General features: G+C 56.0%; 11 protein-coding genes. 3 read left to right on the forward strand and 8 right to left on the reverse strand.

The genetic code is table 11. The features are described 5' to 3' along the window. Positions 1–252 precede the first annotated feature (252 nt). Positions 253–1,173: a DUF1571 domain-containing protein gene (locus FHS27_RS26090; protein ID WP_184308616.1), complete on the reverse strand. Its 921-nt coding sequence runs from the start codon at positions 1,171–1,173 to the stop codon at positions 253–255. Positions 1,174–1,552: 379 nt separating this feature from the next. Between FHS27_RS26090 and FHS27_RS26095 the strand changes: the two genes are divergently transcribed. Beyond that, positions 1,553–2,017 (forward strand): hypothetical protein, encoded by a 465-nt coding sequence (locus FHS27_RS26095; RefSeq protein ID WP_184308619.1) that lies wholly within the window; start codon positions 1,553–1,555, stop codon positions 2,015–2,017. Positions 2,018–2,191: 174 nt separating this feature from the next. Here the strand turns inward: FHS27_RS26095 and malQ are convergent, their stop codons facing one another. Next, positions 2,192–3,787, reverse strand: coding sequence for a 4-alpha-glucanotransferase (gene malQ / locus FHS27_RS26100; protein WP_184308621.1), 1,596 nt, complete (start codon positions 3,785–3,787; stop codon positions 2,192–2,194). 635 nt (positions 3,788–4,422) lie between these two features. Here malQ and rpoB point away from each other — a divergent pair. Together rpoB and rpoC are read left to right on the forward strand one after the other, a co-directional pair. Next, positions 4,423–8,142, forward strand: a complete 3,720-nt coding sequence (gene rpoB / locus FHS27_RS26105) for a DNA-directed RNA polymerase subunit beta (protein WP_184308623.1) — start codon at positions 4,423–4,425, stop codon at positions 8,140–8,142. Between the two features lie 233 nt (positions 8,143–8,375). Then, entirely contained in the window at positions 8,376–12,659 is a 4,284-nt protein-coding gene (rpoC, locus tag FHS27_RS26110) for a DNA-directed RNA polymerase subunit beta' (protein WP_184308625.1), read from the forward strand. 1,295 nt (positions 12,660–13,954) lie between these two features. On the opposite strand, the gene FHS27_RS26115 is transcribed toward rpoC, so the two are convergent. The 6 genes from FHS27_RS26115 to FHS27_RS26140 all read right to left on the reverse strand — a co-directional run bounded on the left by FHS27_RS26115 (position 13,955) and on the right by FHS27_RS26140 (position 21,445). Further along, positions 13,955–14,779, reverse strand: coding sequence for a putative RNA methyltransferase (locus FHS27_RS26115; protein WP_184308626.1), 825 nt, complete (start codon positions 14,777–14,779; stop codon positions 13,955–13,957). A gap of 519 nt (positions 14,780–15,298) precedes the next feature. Continuing rightward, the gene (locus FHS27_RS26120; protein WP_184308628.1) at positions 15,299–16,339 is read right to left on the reverse strand and encodes a linear amide C-N hydrolase; all 1,041 of its coding nucleotides are present in this window, start codon (positions 16,337–16,339) and stop codon (positions 15,299–15,301) included. 54 nt (positions 16,340–16,393) lie between these two features. After that, positions 16,394–17,998: an Rne/Rng family ribonuclease gene (locus tag FHS27_RS26125; RefSeq protein ID WP_184308630.1), complete on the reverse strand. Its 1,605-nt coding sequence runs from the start codon at positions 17,996–17,998 to the stop codon at positions 16,394–16,396. A gap of 79 nt (positions 17,999–18,077) precedes the next feature. Further along, positions 18,078–18,800 carry a TIGR03936 family radical SAM-associated protein gene (locus FHS27_RS26130; RefSeq protein WP_184308632.1) on the reverse strand — a complete coding sequence of 241 codons (723 nt, stop codon included), beginning with the start codon at positions 18,798–18,800 and terminating at the stop codon, positions 18,078–18,080. After that, positions 18,797–20,542, reverse strand: a complete 1,746-nt coding sequence (ptsP, locus tag FHS27_RS26135; RefSeq protein WP_009095080.1) for a phosphoenolpyruvate--protein phosphotransferase — start codon at positions 20,540–20,542, stop codon at positions 18,797–18,799. Before ptsP ends, FHS27_RS26130 begins: the two co-directional genes overlap by 4 nt. A 510-nt stretch (positions 20,543–21,052) precedes the next feature. Then, a complete protein-coding gene (locus FHS27_RS26140) occupies positions 21,053–21,445 on the reverse strand; it encodes an HPr family phosphocarrier protein (RefSeq protein WP_236624721.1) in 393 nt (130 codons plus the stop codon). Positions 21,446–21,482: the final 37 nt, after the last annotated feature.

Here is a 21,482-nt window from a genome sequence, read left to right on the forward strand (position 1 = left end):
CAGTTTAAGCGTCGCAAACTCCGATTCGATCCATTGCACGGCCAACACCCTCCATGAGCGAACTTAGGCTTTTACAAGACCATTGATGTACTCTAGAAGATGTGGGCTATAAAGAGGGCGGAGGCCACGGGTGATGGGTGAGTACGAGCCGCGTAAGCAGTGAGATGGGGATCGCCCCGCTGCATCCGTGTGGCATCGCTACTCGAGTGAAGCCTTGTTGCTCGCGTGATTCTACTCAGGAGTGAGACTGACTCACGAGTAAAAGTTGTATGCCTTGTTGTTGGGATCGAAGTCTGCGTCCGTCAGTCCCACGTTCACTTTGAGATTGAGGTAGTTGTACTCTTCGATGACTTGGCCGGGCTGCCCTTCGCGAGTTGGCCAGTGGTAGGCGATATATCGAATCGGCATGTTCAATTGATCGTCCATGAACACCTGGGCTTGGTAGAACTCAGCGTCGGGACGTTGTGTCGGCTGCGTGACTTCGAGGACCGTGCACACGCGGTCCTTCAGTTTGGCACCTCGGCGGAATTCGCAGGTTACATCTTCGTAACGCAATGCTTTTTCACCACGTTCGATCAGTTTGATAATCATGTTTTCGACACCGATCTCGGTGAGCGGGTATCGTTGGCCTCGCATCGCGAGCATCCCGTCGACGGGGAGGCTCACCGTTGGCAAGAAACGTCCTTTGAATCCGCCCTCGTGAGCCGTCAATTTTCCGTCGTTTTGGTTTTCGACGTAAATGACTTCGCGTCCCTTAACCGAAGACGGCTTCAGGAAGCTGATGTAGACGCTGAACGGTTGCAGCAATTGACCGCCGGAAACTTTGCGGTTGCGGACTTTGATCGACATGTATTCGTGTTCGCCGATCGTGCCGCCGACTTGCTCGCGTTTGACCAGGATTGCCGTGTAGTCACGGACTTGGTTGCGAGAAATTTCGAGCGACTGGCGGGCCATGTCCAGGCCACGTTTCAGTGCGGCTTTGCCGGGCACGTCACGTGGGACCTCCGCTTTCGGGACGGACATCGCGTTGGCGACACGGTGAACGGGGTTTGCCCATTGGGGCTGTTGGCCGGGGGATTGTGCGGCAGCGCGGGAGCTCATTGCGGTGGAGATGAGTCCACCGGTGAGCAATCCCGTGGTCAAACCTAAAAACTGGCGTCGTGGCGTTGTCATATTCCTGTCCGTTCAGCGAAGTCCATTTGCTGTCCATGCGATCCGAGGGATCGACGCACTTAAAAACGAGTGCGTATTCTTTCTTAAGACATCGACTTCGGCGAATCGCGGCGCCAGCAATCGGGCTGCCTACCCGATCGACCCGTGTAACTGACATAAACCTCAGGTCATCCAGATCTGCGTCGAAACGACGTCTGCCGTGAAACTAGCAGAACGTGGATTCCGGCGGCCAGTCGGATTGTCAGATTTGACTTGTCACTAGTCGGCTGCTTACCCTAAAGGGGTATCGCTTGACCTGCCCGGTTAGGCAATCGGTGCCCTGTTGGGTACTTGATGGGGCGTTTCGCTGTCCGTTTTCTGCTTAATCACGAGTGACATGATGAAAAACCGAATGCTGTCTTGTTTCGCTGTGCTTCTGATCACTTCCGCATCAGTCGTCGCCGCAAACGTTCATCTGAACAAAGAAGCTGACCTCGAAGGTGTCAAATGCATCGTTGCCGATCGCGACGCGCAGGCCAGCAAAACGGCCGAATACAAAGACGGTAAGGTTTACTTCTGCTGCGGCGGGTGTGCCGGCAAGTTCGCTAAAACGCCGAAGAAGTTTGCCACGCAGGCCAATCGCCAGCTCGTTCAAACCGGTCAGTACACTCAAACCGGTTGCCCAATCAGCGGCGGCCCTGTAGACGACTCGACCATGCTCACCGTTGCCGGTGCGAAAGTCGCTTTCTGCTGTGGCAAGTGCAAAGCCAAGGTTGAATCGGCTGAAGACAAAGAGGCGGCAAACCTCGTGTTTGGTGAAAAGGCCTTTGCGAAAGGCTTTAAGAAGGCTGAAAAAGAAGGTTAATCCCTGCCGGTGATGGGCTGCCCACGGCAGTCCAGTCAGCTTCGCTCACCACTTCAGCTCGGGACACGGTTCCGGGCTGTTTTTATGCGCGGCGATTGTTTCCTGAATGCCGAGCGTTTCACGATCGCTAGTGATTGGCCACTCGTTCGCGTATGCGCAATCGTTTGGCGATCTTTACGCTCGGTTGGCCCGTTCGGTCAATCCTCTGAGTTTTTCGATCAATTCAGGGGTGATTGCCGAATCTGTCATCCGCCACGTCCAGTTCCCTTTTGCCTTGCCGGGGACATTCATCCGTGCGGCGTTGTCGAGACCGAGAAGGTCTTGCATCGGGATGATGGCTGTGTCGCTGTCCGATTGCAGGACTGCGTCGATCAATTGCCAGTAAACGGGTTCGTCCGCCGCATGGTCATGGTCGGAGATCCAGCTCTTCAGCGGGTCGGCTCCGGACGGTTTGCGTTGCTTGAGCCAGCCGACCAGGGTGTCGTTGTCGTGAGTTCCTGTGTATCCGACGGAATCGGTTGGGTAGGTGTTGGGGCGATGGAAATCATCGTCGGCGTTGTCAAAACCGAACTGAAGGACACGCATCCCCGGGAATCCGAGCTGTTCGCGTAGGTGGTGGACTTCCTCGGTGATCAAACCCAGGTCTTCGGCGATGAACGGAAGATCGCCCAGTGCTTCGCGAGCGGCGTCAAATGGTTTGGTGCCGGGGCCCGGTTTCCAGTTTCCGCCGACCGCCGTGCGAGCCGAGGCGGGGACTTCCCAGTAGGCTTCGAATCCCCGGAAGTGATCGACGCGGAGCAGATCGAATTGACGCATCGCCGATCCGAACCGCTCGGTCCACCAGTGATAATGTGTCTTTTCCAACGCGTCCCAGTTGTATTGAGGGTTGCCCCACAATTGGCCGGTCTTGCTGAAGTAGTCCGGTGGAACACCGGCGACCAATGTCGGTTTGCCGTTTTCATCCACCGCGAACAGGGATTGGTTTGCCCACACGTCTGCACTCTCGTGGGCGACAAAGATTGGCATGTCCCCGCAGATACGGACACCAGCATCGTTGGCGTATTGTTTCAGCGATTGCCATTGGCGATCGAACAGGAATTGCTTGAAGTTGGCGTAATGGATCGCTTCGGAGAGTTGGTCGTCCCACTTTGCGAGAGCGGACGGTTGCCGGGTCACGAGTTCCATCGGCCATTTCGACCAATCGGATTCGTCGAGGTGGCACATGATGGCTTCAAACCGCGAGAAATCCTCCAGCCAAGACGCGTGTTTCTTGCAGAACGCCAGCAGTGGCGATCGGAGCGGGTGGGAAGCGGTGTTTTGGAATCGTTCGAACGCCCGATTGAGTGCCGCTTCCTTGCGAGCGGCCACCGTCACGAAATCGACATGGGTCTGTGAAACAGCCGGGGCGGAAACCGTCGCGGCCATTCCGCCTGAGCTACTGGCCAGGTCATGTGGCGTTCCGGGTTCCGTGCTTCCCCCATGCGGAGTGGTCTGTTGGGTTTCGTCGATGTCAGTTTGGGTAAGCAGCCCTTCACTGACGAGTCCGGCGAGGTTGATCATCAGCGGGTTGCCCGCGAATGCGGAGTACGCGCTGTAGGGCGAATCGCCTTCGGCCGGCGGGGAGAGCGGCAGGATTTGCCAGATCGACTGGCCACTGGCAGCGAGGAAATCGACAAACTTGTACGCCGAATCGCCCAAATCCCCAACGCCATTGCCACCCGGTAAGCTCGTGATGTGCAGGAGTACGCCGGAAGAACGAGGGAATTTCATGGCGTTTTTACCAGATGAGGCAGGAGATTTTGATGGAGTCGTGTTGGCGAGCCCAACGGATAACGCGGTGCGTCAATGTTGTGCGACGATCACGGGGTGTGATGAAAAGAGTGGCAGTTTGACCGTTTCGATCGGTGTTGTCTGCCCTAGTTCGTCAAAGTCGGAGAGCAGAGAGCACAAACGGGACCAAAATCCTCGCGTTGCCCTTTGCGAACTCAAGATTTAGGGTTACATTTCACCTTCGACTATCGCCCCCCGGTATCCCGCAACGCGTCCCAACTGTCTGCCGCCCACTCTCTGGATTTGAGCTTTTCGTGGAATTGTGCCCTCCACATGAGCCTTGTTTTTTGGTCCTGAGAGATTTTTCGTTTCAAAATCGCAGCTCGATTGAAGAAATGTTCGCTTCGTTTGAACATTTCCGATTGGCTCGTTTGGAACGGCTAATTCTCGGTGCAGAGGATGGTCCGCCGCGTGTGGTCGGCACAGGTTTATCGCCGGTTTCGGTAGTCTAACTTAAGTTTAGTCATCTCACTCGTTTCCGGCGTTGGACGGATCTGGCCGCACCGAAATGGTGGCAGATTTCGACTTCGGGACGTGGTGAATTTGTTCTTCCCCGCGAAGGAGCTTTCCTCTCGATGGCAACCACGACTCAGCGTCGACTCGAGCCCACCAGTATCCGCAAATTTGGAACCGGCTTGGGCCAGTTCGAATTGCCCGATCTGACCGCATTGCAAACTGCCTCTTATTCTGCGTTCCTGCAAGCCGATAAGGGGAGTTTGGAGCGAGATAATCAGGGCCTGGAGTCCGTGCTGAAGGAAATTTTTCCGATCAGCAGTTACGACGGTAACACGACGCTGGAATACCTGCGTTACGAGCTCGGTAAGCCACGGTATACCGTGCAAGAGTGTCGTCAGTTGCGGTTGACCTACGGTCGCCCCATGCGGGTTTGGTTGCGATTGAATCGCGAAGAACCGATCGAGGAAGAAGTCTATCTCGGTGACCTGCCGATCATGCTCGGTGGCGGTGAGTTCGTCATCAACGGTGCGGAACGTGTCGTCGTGAGCCAGTTGCACCGTAGCCCCGGTGTCGACTTCGTGCTCGAGCAAGACACCACGACCGATCGCAAGTTGCCGTCGTGCCGCGTGATCCCTGAGCGTGGGTCGTGGATCGAAGTCAACGTGACGAAGAAAGATTCGTTGACTGTTCGAATCGACCAAAGCGGTAAGTTCCCCGCGACCATGTTGCTGCGGGCGATGGACCCGATGTACAGCACTGATGCCGAGTTGTTGGCGGCATTCTATGAAACCAAAACGATCAAGGTTTCCGGCGGCAAAGACGCGCCGAAGCTCGAAAACAAGATCTGTGTTGACGACGTTGTCTACCCGAGCGGACACGAGCGAGCCGGCGAAATTATCGTCGAGCCCGGTCACAAGATCAGCCCCGAATTGGCCGAAACCATCTGCGCCGCTGGTGTGACGAGCGTTGATGCGATGGATCTGCCGAAGGTGCCGTTGATTTTCCACACGCTCGCCGAAGACACCACGGCGAGTCACGAAGAGGCGTTGCTGCGGATCTATCAGCGACTGCGTCCGGGGAACCCTCCTCAACTGGAGAAGGCTCGCACGCTTTTCCAGGAGAAGTTCTACGACGAGAACCGATACCGGCTCGGTAAGGTGGGCCGTTTCCGGCTCAACCGTAAGCTCGGTCTCGACGTCAGCGAAGAGGTGATGACGCTGCGTCCCGACGACATGATTTCAGCGATCCGCTACCTCATCGATTTGTTCGATGCGGAAAGTGATGCGGAGATCGACGACATTGACCACCTCGGTAACCGTCGTCTGCGAACGATCGATGAACTCGCCAGTGAAGAGTTGCGAAAAGGCTTCTTGAAGCTGCGTCGTACTGTGCAAGAACGCATGAGCGTGAAAGATGCCCAGGACATGACGCCGCGTTCGTTGATTAATCCGAAGAGCGTTTCGGCGGCGATCGATTACTTCTTCGGCCGCGGTGAACTCTCGCAGGTCGTTGACCAGACGAACCCACTGAGCCAACTCGCTCACGAGCGTCGGCTTTCGGCCCTCGGGCCGGGTGGTTTGAACCGGAAACGTGCGGGCTTCGAAGTACGCGATGTGCACATTTCGCACTACGGCCGTATCTGCCCGATTGAAACTCCTGAAGGTACAAACATTGGTCTGATCAGCTCGCTGGCGATTTACGCCGGTGTGGATGATTACGGATTCTTGATCACGCCGTTCCGTAAAGTCGTCGACGGAAAGATCAGTGATCAGACCGTCTGGCTGCGTGCGGACGAAGAAGGTGAGTCGTACGTGGCTCCTGCGGATACGGAAGTCAAAGACGGTGCGTTGGTTCCAGGGCCGAACTTGATCGCCCGGTTCCGAAGTGACTTCGAGATCGTGTTGCCTGAACAAGTCAGTTACATGGACGTTGCTCCGGCTCAGATGGTCGGTGTTTCGGCCGGTCTGATTCCGTTCCTCGAGCACGACGATGCTAACCGCGCACTCATGGGATCGAACATGCAGCGGCAAGCCGTGCCGTTGTTGGTCGCCGAGCCGCCGATCGTCGGTACGGGGATGGAACGCGAAGTCGCCAAGAACAGCGCGATGGTCGTTCGTGCTCGCCGTGCGGGCAAGGTGACTTACGCCGATGCCACACGCATCGAAGTCGGCAGCGATCACTACCCGTTGAAGAAGTATCAAGGCCTCAACGAGCGTACCTGCCAAAACCAGAAACCGCTTGTGAACGTTGGTGACAAGGTCGAGAAAGGCCAGATCATCGCTGACGGTGCGGCGACCCGTTTGGGTGAGTTGGCACTAGGACGCAACGTCCTCGTGGGCTTTATGTCGTTCGACGGTTTCAATTACGAAGACGCGATCATTATCAGCGAAGAACTCGTTCGTAATGACACGTATACTTCGATCCACATCGAAGATTTCGATGTCGAAATCCGCGAAACCAAACTAGGCCGTGAAGAGTTCACTCGCGATATTCCAAACGTTTCGGAAAAGGCACTGCGTAATCTCGATGACAGCGGGATTGTGCAAGTCGGAACGTACGTGAAACCTGGCGATATCTTGGTCGGAAAGGTCAGCCCGAAGAGCAAGACGGAGCTGACACCGGAAGAAAAATTGTTGCACGCAATTTTTGGTCGCGCCGGTGAAGACGTGAAGAACGATTCACTCGAAGTGCCTTCGGGCATTGAAGGGATCGTCATCGATACCCACAAGTTCTCTCGCCGTATGAGTCTCGGCGAAGACGAGCGTAAGCAGTTCGAGAAAGAGCTGAAACAGCACGAGACCGAAGGAAATGATGAGATCGCTAGTACGTTCGAATCATTGATCCGCGATCTAGAAGCTGCCGCGGGCACCAAGCTGAAGGATTCCACCGGAACGCCTCTGGCCGACGGACAGGATCCGAAGTTTGTGGCAGAACGTGCGACGAGTTTCCGTTTTGACCTCGTTCTCGACCAAGTTGATGAGTCGAAGAAGGAAGAGGTCGAGAAGGTTTACGCAACGCAGTGGCAGAACGTTGAAAACGCGATCGACGAACGAGACCGCAAGTTGAACTCGATGAAGCGTGGCGATGAGCTTCGCAGCGGTGTTCTGCAGATGGTCAAGATTTATATCGCGACCAAGCGAACGATCAGCGTTGGTGACAAGATGGCCGGTCGTCACGGAAACAAGGGGGTGATCGCGAAGATCCTTCCGATCGAAGACATGCCGTTCCTTCCTGATGGCACGCCGATCCAAATCATGCTCAACCCACTGGGCGTTCCGTCGCGAATGAACGTGGGGCAGATTTTGGAAACGCACCTCGGATGGGCCGGGGCCAAGCTCGGTTTCCAAGCGATTACGCCAATTTTCGATGGTGCGTCGGAATCCGAAATCAACGATTGCCTTGCGGAAGCCGGTTTGCCTGCACACGGTAAGATCCGTTTGACCGATGGTCGAACCGGTGAGCCGATGGAGCAGGAAACGACGGTCGGTTACATCTACATGTTGAAACTGCACCACCTCGTCGACGACAAGGTTCACGCTCGTAGCACCGGGCCATACTCCCTCATCACGCAGCAGCCTCTCGGCGGTAAAGCCCGCTTCGGTGGTCAACGCTTCGGTGAGATGGAAGTTTGGGCTCTGGAAGCATACGGAGCGGCGTACATCCTTCAAGAATTGCTCACCGTTAAGAGTGACGATGTTGAGGGACGTACGAAGATCTACGAGTCGATGGTCAAGGGTGAGAACACCTTGGAAGCCGGCACGCCCGCCAGTTTCGACGTGTTGACCAACGAAATTCGTGGTCTGGCACTCAACATGCAACTCGAAAAACGCCCGATCTAGACGGGACTCCACTCCGCGAGAGCGGCATTTCAGCGAGAGACTTTTGAGTCTCTCGCTGTAGCCGATTCGCGAGAGAGTTTCCGTCTGAAGACGAAATTGACGTTGGGCGTATGCCTGACTGTATCGCGACAAAATCGCTTGAAACCTTCCACATCAAAACGCTCAACGCCATCTGCCAAGTATCCCTTGAGCCCAGGCGACGAGCTAAGAGCTAATAGCTAAAGGCTTCTTCCATGTCAGTTGGCGAAACCAGCAACTACGATCGCATCAACGATTACGCTTCGGTCCGCATCTCCTTGGCTCGTCCCCAAGACATCAAGAGCTGGTCGTTCGGTGAAGTTAAGAAACCCGAGACGATCAACTACCGTACCTACCGTCCGGAAAAAGACGGTCTGTTCTGCGAACGCATCTTTGGCCCTGAGAAAGACTGGGAATGCGCCTGCGGTAAATACCGTGGAATGAAATACAAGGGAATGATCTGTGACCGCTGCGGCGTGAAGGTCACCCACTCCCGCGTTCGTCGGAAACGCATGGGGCACATCGAACTGGCGGCTCCAGTTGTGCACATCTGGTTCTTCAAGGCCATGCCTTCGCGACTGGGCAACCTGCTGGCGATGAAAACCAGTTCCCTCGAGAAGGTGATCTATTTCCAAGATTACGTGGTCATCGATCCTGGCGAAACGGATCTCGAGCCACTGCAGCTTCTGACCGAAGAAGAGTACCGTGCGGCGCGTCAGCAATACGGTCCCGGTTCGTTCGAAGCCGACATGGGTGCCGAAGCGGTTCGCAAACTGCTGAACAAACTGGACCTCGTTCCGTTGTCGGAGCAATTGCGTGTCGATCTCGAAGAGACCGGCAGCAAGCAGAAGAAGAAAGACCTGATCAACCGCTTGAAGATTGTGGAGTCGATCCGCGACAGCGATAACCGTCCTGAGTGGATGGTGCTCGACGTGATTCCGGTCATTCCACCCGATTTGCGTCCGCTCGTGCTGCTCGATAGCGGCAACTTCGCGACCAGCGATTTGAACGACCTCTATCGCCGGATCATCAACCGCAACAACCGGCTTCGTAAGCTGGTCGATTTGAACGCGCCGGAAGTCATCATTCGTAACGAAAAGCGAATGTTGCAACAGTCCGTCGACGCGCTCTTCGACAACAACCGTTGCAAGCGACCTGTGCTCGGATCATCGAACCGGCCGTTGAAGTCGCTCACCGACATGATTAAAGGGAAACAAGGTCGTTTTCGCGAAAACCTGTTGGGTAAGCGAGTCGATTATTCCGCCCGTTCGGTCATCGTGGTTGGTCCTCGGTTGAAGCTGCATCAATGCGGTTTGCCGAAAAAGATTGCTCTCGAGCTTTATCAGCCGTTTATTATCCGCCGCCTCAAAGAGCTCGGTCACGCCGATACGATCAAGTCGGCCAAGAAGATGCTCGAACGTAAAGACGAAGAGGTTTGGGATATCCTCGAGCAGGTCATCACGAATCACCCTGTGATGCTTAACCGGGCACCAACGTTGCACCGGATGGGGATTCAGGCGTTCGAACCGACCCTGGTCGAAGGCAACGCAATTCATTTGCACCCGCTCGTTTGCAAAGGTTTCAACGCCGACTTCGACGGTGACCAGATGGCCGTTCACTTGCCGCTCTCGATCGAGGCACAAGTGGAAGCCCACACGTTGATGCTCAGTACCAACAATGTGTTCGCGCCGTCCAACGGTAAGCCGATCATGAGTCCTTCCCAGGACATCGTCATGGGTTGCTACTACATGACGGTTGAACTGCCCGATCGTAAAGGCGACGGGATGGTTTTCAGCGGCTATGAAGAAGTCGACTACGCACTCGCCCAAGGCATTGTGGAACTGCATACGAAGATCAAAATGCGGTTGCCGAAGTTCCAGAAACTCAAGACAGACGATGAGTCGGGTGTCTACGGTGCAACGATCGACACGACTCCTGGTCGTGTTCGGTTCAACGAAATGTTGCCCGACGGTATGGACTACTACAACCGCGCCATGCGTAGTGGTGACTTGGCCAAGACAATTAGCGACTGCTATCAACGTCTCGGTCGGAAACCAACGATTCACTTGCTCGACGATATGATGCAAATGGGCTTCCGCGAGTCGACTTGCAGTGGTCTGTCGTTCGCGACGGATGACTTGGTCACGCCGGACACCAAGCAGAAGTTCATCAAAGACGCCGAGAAGACGGTCATGAAGCACAAGAAGGCTTATGACCGTGGTTTGATGACCGGTAAGGAACGGTACAACCAGGTTCTCGACGCGTGGACTCACGCTCGTGAGGCGATCACTGCGGACATGATGAGCGCCATGGAGAATGATATTCGCGAAGGCGGTTGGTACATCAACCCCGTGTTCTTGATGTCGCACTCTGGTGCACGGGGTGGTATTGAGCAAATTCGTCAGCTCGCCGGTATGCGTGGTCTGATGGCGAAGCCAACCGGGGAGATCATCGAAACTCCGATTAAGGCAAACTTCCGCGAAGGTTTGTCGGTGCTCGAGTACTTCTCGTCCACCCACGGTGCTCGGAAAGGTTTGGCCGATACGGCTCTCAAGACTGCGGACAGTGGATACCTCACTCGTAAGCTCGCTGACGTTGCCCAGAACGTTGTGGTCACCATGCACGATTGTGGTACCACGCAGGGGATCACCAAGGGGGTGGTCTATCGCGGTGAGAAGGTTGAAGTTTCGTTGGCAGATTCGATCAACGGTCGAGTCAGCTTGAAGGCGATCGTGAACCCTGTGACCGATGAAGTGATCGTCGAAGCAGGGCAAATGATCACACCGGAAATCGCTCGCAAGATCGAACAAATGGGACTCGAGAAGATTCAAGTTCGTACGCCAATGGCATGCGACGCTCCTCTCGGTGTTTGCCGTTCGTGCTACGGCATGGACATGGCAACCGGATCGATGGTTGAGGAAGGCATGGCCGTTGGCATTATCGCCGCTCAGTCGATCGGTGAGCCTGGTACTCAGTTGACGATGCGGACGTTCCACATCGGTGGTAGTGTGAGTAAGCAGGTTGAAGAGTCGGACATCAAGTCGGCTCGCGATGGTGAAGTTCGCTACACACGCATGAAAGCTGTGACCAACACCGAAGGCCGTGACGTCGTGTTGACGCGTAACGGTCAGGTCATGTTGGTTGACGAACGCGGACGTGAAGTCGAGTCATACGACATCCCGACCGGTGCGACACTGATGGTGAAAGAGGGTGATAAGGTCACCGCCGGTCAGGTCCTCTGCGAATGGAACCCGTACTCGATTCCGATTCTGTCGGAAGTCACCGGTAAGATTCGTTTCGAAGACGTTGTCGAAGGCGAAACGATGCGTCAAGAACGCGAAGCTTCCGGAAACACTCGTTTGACGATCATCGACCACAAGGGTGACTTGCACCCGCAGCTCGTGATCGAAGATTCCGAAGGTCGTCCGCTTCACGCTCAGTACCTGCCGGAACGTGCAACGATCTCCGTCAAAGAAGGCGACGAAGTGATCCCAGGTACCGTGCTCGCGGAAATGCCGCGTGAAACGGGCGGTGTTTCCGACATCACGGGTGGTTTGCCGCGGGTTACCGAGATTTTCGAAGCTCGTAAGCCGAAGGATCCTGCTGTGATCGCGGAAGTCGACGGTGAAGTCGAAATCCTCAGCGAACGCAAACGGGGCAAGCGAACCATTATCGTCCGCAGTGAATCAGGAATCGAACGTGAGCACCTCGTGCCTCACGGTAAGCACTTCCTCGTTCACACCGGTGACATCGTCAAAGCGGGGCAGGCCCTCGTTGATGGTGCCTTGGTTCCTCACGACATCCTGCGTGTCACGGGCGAAGAAGCCGTTCAGCAATACCTGTTGCATGAAATCCAGCAGGTGTATCGAAGCCAGCGGGTTGAAATCAACGACAAGCACGGCGAGATCATCATCGCCCGCATGTTGCGTAAGGTGAAAGTGGAATCGGCCGGCGATACCAACCTGTTGCCAGGCAGCGTCATGGACAGGTTCCACTTCCGTCGAGCCAACCAAGAGCTCCGTGGATGTTTGAAGATCGCCAACCCAGGTGATACGGATTACGCCGAAGGCACGATCGTGCCGAAGGATGCGTTCGAGCAAACTAACGCCGAAGTCGAAGCCATGGGCGGTACACCCGCCAAGGGCAAGCGTTGCAAGAGTGCAACGGCGAGTACTCAGTTGCTCGGTATCACGAAGGCCGCCGTTCAGTCGAACAGTTTCATCAGTGCTGCCTCGTTCCAAGAAACGACCAAGGTGTTGACGGAAGCCGCTCTGGCGGGCAAGGTCGACAAGCTCGTGGGTTTGAAGGAAAACGTGATTCTGGGACACTTGATCCCGGCAGGAACCGGATTCCGGATCTTCCAAGAGTCCGAAGTCAACTACCGTCGCGAGGCTCTCGAAGAACTCGCAGCGGCCCCTGTGACGGCGTTGGAAGAGTCGTTCCCACTTCTAGGCGGTGACGGCGAGACAGCCGAAGCGTCCGCGTCGAGCGGCGAATAGTTCGACTCTCGCTGACGCGTTGTTGAAAAACGAAAGCCAGTGGAATCTCTTCCACTGGCTTTTTTGATGCGCGATCCTAAACAGTGCGACCGCTTCGCGATTGTCCGGAAACCGAGTCGTTCGTGCTGCCTTCCGGTGACCTAGTTTGCATCGGTCGAATCGATGTTGTTCGGTGGAAGCGGACGTGCGAGTTGTAAAAAACTCGGTCGAAGAGAGTACCAGCCGTTTGCTCAAAAAGGTAGCTGGCGGCCCCGCGCAGGTCGGTGTTTCCGTGCGCTCGAGACGAGAGTATTTCAAATGATGGCGTACTCGTTCGCTGGACCTAGGTTCGTCAGAAGTCCTCTCTCTGCAATTCGGCGATGTCGGCTACATCGCTTAAGAAGACGCTGGTGAACGTGTCTGCAATGATATGGGTTTGCAAACGTCGCTGTGTTCGCCAGCATTTAAGGACGGTGGCGAAAGCAAAATTGAATCCGTTCTAGGCTGTGAATCGGTGGGTATCGCCGGTCGAAGTTGGTCGATGGAGTTGCCTCAACATCGCATGGATGTTGGCGTGCTGCCAAAACGTTTTTCGCGCAGAGGGCGATTTTATGAGTATCTCTTCAAGCTCTTGCTTGGACGTCGAGTTGAGTCCCTCGTCGAGATAGAGCCCTAGCAGGTGTGGAAGCTTGTCGATGTTCATCTCAATTGAGCCCTTGAGCGGTTCGAAGTTCCGGTGGTGGGATCGGTTGGATCCGTTTTCGTTCTAATCGGTATCGGCAGCGTGCTGTTATGACATGCGTTGGTGATCGACTCGTGAGCCCGCCATCGAACGATTTGATCGCCGTTGTCACGCTCCGCTTTGGGGATGAAAATACCTATTTATGGCCCCTCTGCGACGCCCGTCCGTCGAAGTTTGACGAGGTCAAACCACGATTTGTGTCGGCATCGGTGACTCGACTTCGTGATGCTTTCTCGTAACCAAGTCGTGATTGGCCACACAAACGGACGCGTTGTGAGTTTGGTTCCACCTATAGAAATGACGGTTTTGGGGCGAATCTGAACTAGGAAATGACAGGTATCTGAAAAATCGTGGTTACGGTTGTGATCGCCGTCGCCCAAACTTTCTTGCGGCAAGGATTGCTCGCTTATTGATTCCTGAAAATGGTTGCGATAGGCAATCATGCCGTGTTTCACGGAAGGTTCGCGTGTTTCCCAAGGCTTATGATGCGTCGATCGGCATCGCGGCAGAGTGATTGCGGCGCGTGTTTCAGGGGAGTTTCGACGTCAAAACCGGTGTCGAAATTGCCGGTGGTTCAGCGGTGTCGGAAAAGCATCAGATCGGCGGCGAGCGTAACGTCCATTGATTCGATGGCTTTAAGCCGCTCTTGCTGCGAGTGCCGAACCCCTCGGTAGGTCATTGCTAGTGCGTCAAGGATGGCATCAGGTGCGAGTGTTACCCGGTGTTTCCACGTGCCTTGTTGGACGCATCGGAGGTCGACGCTTTCCATTTCTTCGACGACGAGTTCCCAGCGACGGCGGCGATGTCCGGACTGTTGTACTTGTTCACGCAGTTCGATCAGGTCTTCCTCGCCAGGGACCGCGACGACGCAAATGCCTTCTGCACCAAGTACTCGTTTGATTTCTGCGACCGGGCGGCGACCGAAGAGAGAAAGCACACGGTCAACGCTAGCGTCGATCGCGGGAAGTTCACGATCGGCGTTCGCTAAAACCCAGGTCGCCTCCGGCCAACGACGTGCGGCGAGTTTGATGGCCGTTTTGGAAAGGTCAATACCGCAGTAACCACTCTCTTCACCGGAAAAGAACGCTGGCCCAAAGAATCCTTCGCCACATCCGAGATCAAGTGTGCGGGGCGTGGTTGATGCCGCCGTGGCACTCATCCAGGGTGCTAAGGTTTGCACCAAACCGGCGGCGTGTCCGCGTGCCAACCACCGATGTCGTGCCATCACAGCGTCGTCGCAGTCGCCAGGCTGTTTGGACTTTCGGTCCTGGGGCTGAGCGAGATTCCAGTATCCTTGTTTGGCTCGATCGAAGTGATGCCGCGACTCACATGTGAGGCCGGATTCAGAACGGGCCAATACGTGTTGGCAGTCGCGGACGGTGCATCGAAGTTCAAACATCAGCATATTCTAAGCCTTGCGATACCAGTGGGAAATCCCAAGGCGGTCTCGGATCAGCGGGGGCGATGTCGAGGCAAGGTCTCAAAGCGTCGGAGGAGCCCCCGGGAAAGAGGCTGTTAATCTCCCTCCAGTCGTGATCGTGGTTGCCGCTGTGTTTTGAAGCGTGGGCGATAAATCTTTTGAGAGACTGCGGCATCGTTCTTGGTGAGCACGGCGTCCGTCTCATTACCTGGCGATCCAGTGGTTTTGTGTCGATTGAGTACTGGTCGTGGTAGTTCGGCCGCGTCCAGCGATTATCGACGGTGATCTTTTCTGAATTCCCGTTGCTCATCCCGAATGGTTTCGCCGAAGGGCGATATGCGGCGATGGGAGTAACAGATCGTTCAGGTTGAGCCGCATTTATCGGCGTTCTTTAGCGGTGTCTTTCAAACGCCAGGTCGAGCAAGTTCATCCGCGATTGGTTTGCCGTGGCGAGTACCATTGGATTGCGCCAGAGTTTGGTCTCAAAACTGACGCGGGTTACTCGACTAATGCGGGGGCAAGTGAGTCGCCATAGTTAAGTACCATCTCTTTGATCGTCGAGCGAACGAAGCCAGCGGGGATGATTGCGTCAAATGCGTCATCGACGATTTTCTGATTGGCTTGGCGGGCGAATGGGTGCAGATGGTCGCGGACGTTTCCACTCAGTGTCGCGTTGACGTCGACGCAGACAACATCGGCATCTATCTCGAAATCCATCTCGTTCAGATCAATCCAGCGACGTTGTGGCGCAAGGCGGGTTTGGAACGTGATACGCAGTCGTTCGGGTTCGTAGACGAGGTTCCACTGCGTGTGGCTTTGGGCGACCTTGTTCAATGCCGACATTGCGTCATCAATCGGCGCGTCGGATTCTTTCTTTTGAGTTATGGAACAGGCTCGTAGGAATCGCCGCTCGCTGCTGTTGCTGGGGTGGCCCTGTTCGCTCGCGCGGAGCGATGCGTCCCAGGTTGAATTCGCAAGCACGCATGCCGTGACCGGATCGTGCTGGACGATTGGTTTGCCGTTTAGGTATTCAATGACAGCAACGTCCCCGCTGGCGTCGGTGACGAAGTAATGCACCTTTTCGAGTTTCGCTATAAAGGGCATCGGTGTGATTTCATCCAAGCTCGCGAGGACGTCGGCGACGGTGCCGGACGTGTCGAGTTGGTACTGGACCCACTGCACAACATTGACCGAAGGTTTGCCGTTGGAATCGTCCGGAAACGTGGCGTCACCGAGTTGCAATAGGTCGACAGTGAGCCCTTTTTCGTTCATGCCCGCGAACGGAATCTCACGCCCGAATTGGGCAAATGAGATGCTGCCGTATCGCGAGATCCACTTGGCCGGATTGACTGGCGTGATGGCCGTTTTCTCGATGCCGCGTGGGTTGACGATCAGTAGTCCGCCGCCGGTGCCCCAATCATGATTTCTCGCGACGATTAATTGGCCGGATAGTTCCATCCGCATGACCGTGCAGGCCGAGGTCGGGTGAGCGACCAAGGCCATCGCGATAATCAATTTGATGCAAAGTTTGCTACTCATCGAGGGGGCTCCGTTGACAAGGGGACGCAAAACGCATGCGGCGGGCGTTGGGAATCAGGAATCGATTTCGACTCGTTCGCCGTGGTTGTCGCGGCAATCGACTTCGAGGTGTTCAGGGAACAATCCTTCGCTGCCGAGAATTTGAACGGTCATGTTACCGGCATCTTCCATCTCGGTGACGGCGCGGCGTTTCTTGTTGTTCAGGAACGCGGCGACGGCGTCGTTCACTCGAACGGTAACACGAACGATGTGTTTGTTCTTCACCGCGAGAGCGAGCATGCGGACGACTTCGATCGACATGCTTTCGGGTGTCTTCACGAGGCCTCGGCCTTTACAGCACGGGCAGTCCTGATAGATGCTCCGTTTCAGGCTTGGGCGAATCCGTTGCCGCGTCATTTCGATCAGTCCGAATGGACTGGTGCGAAGGATTTTCGTACGGGCGCGGTCTTTAGCCATCGCGTCGCGCAATACTCGCTCGACTTTGCGACGGTAGCTTTCTTTCCGCATGTCGATGAAGTCGTTGACGATCACGCCACCGAGGTCACGGAGTCGGAGTTGTCGTGCGATTTCCTTCGCGGCGGAAACGTTCAGCCGGAATGCGTTTTCGTCCGCGGATGCGTTGCCACGGAAGTTCCCGCTGTTGACGTCGATCGCGACGAGTGCTTCGGTCGGGTCGATCACGATCGAGCCGCCGTCTTTCAGTTGAACTTGGCGTTGGTTGATTTTTACAATCTCTTCTTCGAGATTGTATTTGTGGAACAGTGGAACCGGTCCGTCGTAAAGTTTCAGGCGGTCGACGACGCGCGGCATGACGCTCTTGAGGAAGTCGCGTGCTTTGTTGAACGACTCTTCTTCGTCGATCAGGATGTGGTCGATGTCATCGCTGTAGATGTCGCGAATCGTGCGAATGATGAGATCGCTTTCTTCGTAGATCTCGCCAGGTTCGGTGGTGTTTTCGATGCGTTTCGCGATGGCTTTCCAGAGCCGCAGGAGGTAGTCCATGTCGCGATGCAATTCGTCTTCGCTGCGACCCGCGCCGGCGGTTCGAACGATAAAGCCGAGGCCTTTAGGTGGGTTGCAGGCGTGCAGTGCTTTCTTGAGGCGTTTGCGATCGTCTTCGTCTTCAATCTTGCGGCTGACGCCGACTCGCGAGAGGGCGGGCATCAGGACGAGGTAGCGGCCGGGAATCGAGATGTACGTTGAGAGTGTGGGGCCTTTGGTGCCGATGCCTTCTTTGATGACCTGGACGAGAACTTCGTCGCCGCGTTTGAAGATCTCTTGGATCGGTGGTTTGATACGAGGTCGCCCGCCTTTGAAGACACGGGAGCTGCCGCGGCCACTTTCGCGGTTGCGTGCGGCCGAGGCGGCCGCCATTTCGTCGGACTCCCGCATGATTTCTTCGGGGTCGTATCCCCCTTGGCGAAAGTACTGTGGTTCGACGTCGCTGATGTGAAGGAATCCGTTGCGTCCGACGCCGAAGTCAACGAACGCCGCCTGGATGCTGGGTTCGAGGTTAACGATTTTGCCTCGATAGATGTTTCCGGCGAACGCCTCAACGCTTTTTCGTTCGACATAGAGTTCTTCGAGGACCTTGTCTTCCACCACCGCGATGCGGCTTTCTTCTGGTTGAAGCACATTGATCAGCATTTCACGTTTCATAAATAAATTCCCCTTATAAGGGTGTTGAGATCGGCTGAATGCGGCCATCCCTCCAAGGGTGGTCGCATGGACGCCGATGTTACGAGTGTTCGGGTTCGCCCTTCAGGTTCATACCGGTACGAACGATCGTCGCACCTCTTTCGGGCCAGTCGCTCAGGCTGAGCAGATCGAGAACGTCTTGGATTTTCAAAGACGCTCCGTCACCGACAACGATCCGAGCGATGAGTTTGTCAGGTTGCAGATCGAGAATTGGGAGTTGGGTTTCCACATGTGCGGTGACCGTCTTCCCTTTCCGCTCGATCGAGACGGTTACTTGTTGTTTGATTTGGTTGATTGCGTCGACGGTTCGTGACGACTCTTCATCGTCAAAGCCATCGGGCAGCGAGACGGAGTAGTTCATCGCCGCGAGTTGTGATTTGCCGTCGGCGAGATCGACTCTCGAGACGGAGTTGATCGTCAGTCCGGGTTGGTCGTCCGTCTGCAGTTTCAGCAGCAGTTGCTTGGCGGGCCAATCTTCACACAGTTCCAGGTCGAGAACTTCATCGAGGCTTTCGACACCGAGAGACAGTGCCGAGGGGAACTGCATCCGGGGTTTGGGATTGAACCCTTCGGTCATCGAGAACGGTAGTTCGGCGCGGCGGCCGATTCGTTCCCACAAGTTGGCGAGATCGCGATGACTGATCCAACGCAGCAGTCCGGTTTTCGCGAAACGGACGCGGTAGCGATAGCGTGGCGTGCCGGCGGGCTGCAGATTGGGCGAAGGGTTGCTGTTTGATCTTGGGTGGCGTTTGGCGCGGCTCATTGCATCACCAATTCAGGAGCAAGATCGGTGAGGCGATCGAGTAGATAAAGATCAACGTCGCGGGCCGATTCGAGTTTGCAAACCCGTTCGGCGATCGCTTCACATTGTTCGATAGAGACGTTGCGGATCGCTTTCTTGACTCGTGGTAGCGCCGATGGAGGAACGCTGAGGTTGCGGACGCCCATGCCGAGTAGTAATAGCGCGCGAGCCGGGTTGCTGCTCATCTCACCGCATACGCTAATCGGTGTTTGAGTTTGAGCGGCAATGTCGATACTGGCTTGGATCAACCTGAGGACGGCCGGGTCGCTGGATTGGTACAGGTCAGCGACAGATTCGTTGGACCGGTCGACGGCGAGCGTGTACTGTGCCAGATCGTTCGTGCCGATGCTAAAGAAGTCGACTTCACACGCGAAGTGATCGAGCATGATTACCGCGGCGGGAACCTCCACCATCATGCCGACGGGGAGATCGCTGCGGTACGGAACGCCTGCCTCTTTCAGGTCTTCGGCGACCAGGTTGAGCAGCATGCGGGCTTGGCGAAGTTCCGCGATCGTGGTGATCAGCGGGAACATCACACGAACATCGCCGAGTGCTGCGGCGCGAAGGACGGCACGGAGTTGCGGGCGGAACAGGTCGAGGTTGCGCAGCGACAGACGAATACTGCGAAGACCGAGAAATGGGTTGTTCTCTTGCTGGCTTCGTTTGCCGTGGCCCATCTTGTCGGCGCCGAGGTCGAGCGTCCGGATGACGACCGGGCGACCGTTCATCTGTTTGATAACTTCGGCGTACGCCTCGTAGTGGTCTTCTTCGCTCGGTTCTTCGTCGGATGAGAGATAGAGGAACTCGGTACGGTAGAGTCCGATTCCGTCGGCTCCCCTTTGCAGGCAAGACGCCGTTTCGTGAGGGAATTCGATGTTGGCGTTGAGCGAGATGCGAGTGCCGTCCGTTGTGGTCGCGGGCAGTTGGCTCTGCTGTGCCAATCGTTGCGCCAGAGACCGGCGATACTCGGCACGTTGCCGGTAGTTTTCGAGGACCTCATCGGTCGGGTCGATGATCAATCGACCACGGTCCCCGTCGACGATCACGCAATCGGCGCCCGCGATCACGGGAAGGAATTCGCCGATGCCGACGACGGCAGGGATTTCGAGGCCTTTGGCAACGATCGCAGTGTGTCCGCCTGGTCCTCCGACTTCGGTGCAGAATCCTTTGACGAATTCACGGTTGAGCCCCGCAGTTTCGCTCGGCGTGAGCATGCGAGAGAGGACGATGACGGGCTCGTTGAGGTCCAACAGCGGTTGCCGCGTTACGGCACCGAGTTCGGTGAGGAGTTGCCGCTCGATATCGAGAACGTCTTGGGCGCGATCGGCCAGAAAAGGGTTTTCGAGTTTCTGAAGTGCGGAGGCGTAGTTGTGCAGCACGCCGCTGACCGCAAATGCGGCGGATTGCCGTTCTTCACCGATACGTTTCTCGAGTTCGCTGTGCAGACGCGGGTCGTGCAGCATCTGCAATTGGGCGGCGAAGATATCACCGGTTTGACGTCCCGCCGTCGCGGTGGTTTCCAGCCGGCTCTGTTCGAGTTGCTCAGAGACGAGATCAACGGCGGCGCGTAGACGCGCAAATTCATCGTCGACGTCCGACGCCGGGACGATGCAACGCGGGATGCGATAGCCCTCAGCGTCGAGCACCAAGGCTGACGCGATGGCCACGCCCGGTGAAACAGGAATGCCTTGTAGTTCCAGCATCGCGATCGATGCTCTTTGAGTCCAATTTTGCTAGGTCGTTGCGTGATCTTTGGCGGGAACGCAGCGGCGAGCGGTTCAGGTTCGGTATCCGCGAGGGAAACCCGTTTTCGCTTCGTCGGTAGAGGCTGTGGGAGTGCCGACGCCGATGAGGGCTTCCGATCGTACGTTGCCAAAATCGGCGTGGTGCGTCGGTCGGCCTTGGAGCATCCGTGGCAAGCCCGCGTGGTGGCAGTTTAGCAAGCGGGAACGGCGGCAGATCGGAGGATGGCGATTGGTTGTCAGTACAGCCGTCGGTGGGACGGAGCAAAGTGCGGGTTTAAGTGTGGCTAGAGGTCCTGTTGAAATTGGAGGCAAACAGCAACGTGTGATCTCTTGTAAAAAGTATAGGTTGTCAGGGAGCGTTCGGTGGAACGCATTTTGTGTGGTCGTGGCGCACGCGGGGCGGCTCGATGGGTCGCACCGCGTGGGCCGGTTTGAGTTGAAAACGCTTTGGTGCCAGGCTGCTCGTTGCTATTGAGACGGCTGGCCTAATTCATGAAACCCGAGTTCGAACAGTTCGCTGATTGCCGTGATGGCTGCTTCGGCGTCGTGTCCTTGGGCGGTCAATATCAGTTCGGTTCCCTCGGTTGCGCCCAGCGTCAGCAAAGACAGAATGCTGCGGCAGTCAACTTGTTCGGAACCTTTTTGGATCATGATGGTCGAATCAAAACCGTCCGCACAGCGCACCAGCAGATCGGCTGGGCGGGCATGCAACCCCTGTGGGTTGATGATGACCACAGTTTTCTGGAGCTGGGTTGAGTTGTCTTGCGGGTTCTGGTTCATTTGTTCACCAGGAGGCCGGGTGATGGCGGAATTTTGAACGATATGGCGCCTGAAGGGAATCCCAGTGGCGTGTTCGATCACTATTTTTTCGTTAAAGGCACCGCCGGAGCGGAGCCTT

Origin of the sequence: Aporhodopirellula rubra (assembly GCF_014192335.1) — a bacterium.
Taxonomy (GTDB): domain Bacteria; phylum Planctomycetota; class Planctomycetia; order Pirellulales; family Pirellulaceae; genus Rhodopirellula; species Rhodopirellula rubra.

Excerpts from the sequence above, each read along its gene's own strand:
- FHS27_RS26090 (WP_184308616.1), bottom strand. The coding sequence starts at position 1,173 with ATGACAACGCCACGACGCCAGTTTTTAGGTTTGACCACGGGATTGCTC.
- FHS27_RS26095 (WP_184308619.1), top strand. The coding sequence starts at position 1,553 with ATGAAAAACCGAATGCTGTCTTGTTTCGCTGTGCTTCTGATCACTTCC.
- malQ (WP_184308621.1), bottom strand. The coding sequence starts at position 3,787 with ATGAAATTCCCTCGTTCTTCCGGCGTACTCCTGCACATCACGAGCTTA.
- rpoB (WP_184308623.1), top strand. The coding sequence starts at position 4,423 with ATGGCAACCACGACTCAGCGTCGACTCGAGCCCACCAGTATCCGCAAA.
- rpoC (WP_184308625.1), top strand. The coding sequence starts at position 8,376 with ATGTCAGTTGGCGAAACCAGCAACTACGATCGCATCAACGATTACGCT.
- FHS27_RS26115 (WP_184308626.1), bottom strand. The coding sequence starts at position 14,779 with ATGTTTGAACTTCGATGCACCGTCCGCGACTGCCAACACGTATTGGCC.
- FHS27_RS26120 (WP_184308628.1), bottom strand. The coding sequence starts at position 16,339 with ATGAGTAGCAAACTTTGCATCAAATTGATTATCGCGATGGCCTTGGTC.
- FHS27_RS26125 (WP_184308630.1), bottom strand. The coding sequence starts at position 17,998 with ATGAAACGTGAAATGCTGATCAATGTGCTTCAACCAGAAGAAAGCCGC.
- FHS27_RS26130 (WP_184308632.1), bottom strand. The coding sequence starts at position 18,800 with ATGAGCCGCGCCAAACGCCACCCAAGATCAAACAGCAACCCTTCGCCC.
- ptsP (WP_009095080.1), bottom strand. The coding sequence starts at position 20,542 with ATGCTGGAACTACAAGGCATTCCTGTTTCACCGGGCGTGGCCATCGCG.